At 38.7% G+C, this 2,509-nt stretch carries 4 protein-coding genes and 1 pseudogene; 3 read left to right on the plus strand and 2 right to left on the minus strand.

Annotation, left to right across the window (positions count from 1 at the left end; all coding sequences use genetic code 11):
* Positions 1–388: pseudogene (locus ACEW8O_RS09650) on the plus strand (TonB-dependent receptor); the annotation flags it as partial.
* Positions 389–762: 374 nt separating this feature from the next.
* On the opposite strand, the gene ACEW8O_RS09655 reads toward ACEW8O_RS09650, so the two are convergent.
* Complete coding sequence (locus ACEW8O_RS09655) at positions 763–915, minus strand: type II toxin-antitoxin system RelE/ParE family toxin (protein WP_373494421.1); 153 nt, start codon at positions 913–915, stop codon at positions 763–765.
* Positions 912–1,163, minus strand: coding sequence for a type II toxin-antitoxin system ParD family antitoxin (locus ACEW8O_RS09660; RefSeq protein ID WP_373494422.1), 252 nt, complete (start codon positions 1,161–1,163; stop codon positions 912–914). Before ACEW8O_RS09660 ends, ACEW8O_RS09655 begins: the two co-directional genes overlap by 4 nt.
* A 236-nt stretch (positions 1,164–1,399) precedes the next feature.
* On the opposite strand from ACEW8O_RS09660, the gene ACEW8O_RS09665 reads away from it, so the two are divergent.
* On the plus strand, positions 1,400–1,861 hold the full coding sequence (locus tag ACEW8O_RS09665) for an antitoxin Xre/MbcA/ParS toxin-binding domain-containing protein (protein ID WP_373494423.1): 462 nt from the start codon (positions 1,400–1,402) through the stop codon (positions 1,859–1,861).
* Between the two features lie 9 nt (positions 1,862–1,870).
* The gene (locus ACEW8O_RS09670) at positions 1,871–2,326 is read left to right on the plus strand and encodes an RES family NAD+ phosphorylase (protein WP_373494424.1); all 456 of its coding nucleotides are present in this window, start codon (positions 1,871–1,873) and stop codon (positions 2,324–2,326) included.
* Positions 2,327–2,509 lie beyond the last annotated feature (183 nt).

Below are 2,509 nucleotides of genomic sequence, written 5' to 3' on the forward strand. Positions count from 1 at the left end.
GCTTTTCTTCAATCAGAATTATAATTCGGAGTTGAATGTCAATTTCCTTACAAAATACATGATAGGCGGGAATTTCAATTATTTGGTTTACCGAAGTGAAACGACTGATTTTAATGAGAGCATTCCCTTATTGAACCTGTATTTCAGCCGATTTGTCTTGAAAAACAACATGGGTGAGATCAGGTTGTCCGGTCAGAACCTTTTGGATCAAAATGTAGGAGTTTCTCAAAGGGCTGATGTCAACTTTATAGAACAAACGGTGACCAATAACCTTGGAAGGTTTATTATGATAAGCTTTACCTATAAGTTGAACAACAAATTGAATCCAATGAGCAATACTGGCAGGCCCGGAGGGGGAGGGATAAGGATGATGAGGATGGGAGGGTGAGGGAAAGGAAGGATGAAGGATGAGGGAGGAAGGATGAAGGACAGGGAAATTTTAGATTTAAGATTTTAGATTTAGGGATGAAGTGAAGGATGAGGGATGAAGGATGAAGATGTCAAGAACAAGGTGAATTTCGAATAACGAATGCAGAATAATGAATGATGAAGTGCTTCGTGATCCTGAGTTCTTGGAATTTGAGAAGGCTAGGTGAATGAAGCTTTAATTTGGTGATTGGTTAAGCTATCATACCGGCATATATAATCCATCAAAGTCTAATTCATAGTAGAGAACTTCAAAAGTGTGGGTGGAGAGACACTTACATTTGCAATGGCGAAGAAAAAATGCCGTAGGCATGACCGAAATTATAGCCCGGTAATTTATTGCCGGGTTGAAATTAATGCCACGCCCCCAATCTCGTCCATAATCAGGTTAATATATCTGTCAGCCTGTTTGATTGACCAATTTTCAAAAGTATAAAGCCAAATATTTTCGAGATCAATGAAAGCCTCATTACTGATTTTGAAATTCATTTTTCATGCGCATGCTTTTGGTGGAGATTTTCTAAAAAAATATTGCGATTGAATCCCTCAACAAAGCCTGATTTTTCACCTCTTTCCAATTCTTTTATCAATTCTTTTTTCTTGGTTTCTTCATATTCAAATAATCTTAATGCAGCTCTAACTACCTCGCTGGCGGAATTAAATTTTCCGGATTTTAACTGGGCATCAATGAAATTTTCAAAGTAATCCCCCAAGAGAATGGATGTGTTTTTTGCCATGGGAATAAATTTTACATGAAGATACCAAGAATTGGTATTTTGCAAAAGATTTGGTTTTAAAAATTCAAAATTATCATAGTTGATTCAATGAGATTTTATGCTTAAATTATTTGACCTGTTGGATCCGGACGGAATAAGTTTTAAACTTAAATTATTATTAGTAAAATATTTTTTGAAAATAGATTTATTACTGGACAATTTACGTTATCTTACTGGACAAATTACGTGTTTTTCTAATGGAAAAAAAACCATCTATACTAAGCGAGTCCGCAGTGGCTTATTATAGAAAGACCAAATTGTCTGTTTACGACATTTTGGATGTACAAGTGGACCAGTTGAATGAGCCACTTCATCGGGTAGAGACATTTCGCGATGGGCTAAAGAGAAAATCCTTTGAAAGCCTAAAAGAAGTGACCGGGCTTGATAATAATACTTTGGCTTCTGCTTTGGCCGTTTCAGCCAAAACCCTTCAGCGAAAAGATGTTTTTGATGTGGTACAATCCGAAAGAATGTATGAGCTCGCAGAGCTTTATGCTTTGGGTACGGGTTATTTTGGAAAGGACGGATTTAGGAGATGGATGGATAGACCACTTTTTACTTTGGGTAACCGCAAACCGATAGAGCTGATTGATGTTTCTGAAGGTATTGATCTCCTTAAGACAGAAATCATGCGGTTGCAGCATGGTATTGCTATCTAAGTAAAGCAGATGAAAGTTTACAGGATTGCTCTGACCCAATATTGCGATACCAGTGGGGAAGGGGCGAAGCGGTATGGGGGAAGGTGGAATCTGCCAGGTGTACCGGCACTGTACGGTGGTTCCTCGGTTTCATCATCATTGCTGGAGAGACTTACAATAGATTCAGAATTTTTTGCCTCAGAAAGGTATGTGTTGTACTCTATTATGGAAATTGACATCCCTGACAAATTGGTGGTTGTTCCGAAAATGGGTGAATTGCCAAATGATTGGAATTCCATTCCTCCAAAGTCTGCTTCACAGGAATATGGGACCGAGTTGCTTCAAAATGGATTGCTTTGCTTTGGAGTCCCTTCAGTTGTCGATCAGACTTCCCTCAATTATGTTGTGAATCCGCTTTCTGAAAAGTTTCATCTTGTGACTTATAAGGTTTACTCTTTAAGGCTGGATGAAAGGATTGGGAGGTAAATTTTTCCCAAATGTTGGGGCATCATGTGATTTTAATCTAAACTCAGACAACCTGACCTCCCGTAAACTGAACTGCCATGGACTTGAAGATAAGTTTCAGGTCTGTACCGGGATAGATTGTCTTGGTTTCGGTCAGGGTTTTGCACAGTTCACCTGCCGCCCTGTTCCTTCTCGGGTTGGAAA

The organism is Aquiflexum sp. (genome assembly GCF_041749095.1).
Taxonomy (GTDB): Bacteria; Bacteroidota; Bacteroidia; order Cytophagales; family Cyclobacteriaceae; genus Aquiflexum.

Bases quoted from the DNA above. Each gene is read 5' to 3' on its own strand.
- ACEW8O_RS09655 (WP_373494421.1), bottom strand. From the start codon at position 915: ATGAATTTCAAAATCAGTAATGAGGCTTTCATTGATCTCGAAAATATT.
- ACEW8O_RS09660 (WP_373494422.1), bottom strand. From the start codon at position 1,163: ATGGCAAAAAACACATCCATTCTCTTGGGGGATTACTTTGAAAATTTC.
- ACEW8O_RS09665 (WP_373494423.1), top strand. From the start codon at position 1,400: ATGGAAAAAAAACCATCTATACTAAGCGAGTCCGCAGTGGCTTATTAT.
- ACEW8O_RS09670 (WP_373494424.1), top strand. From the start codon at position 1,871: ATGAAAGTTTACAGGATTGCTCTGACCCAATATTGCGATACCAGTGGG.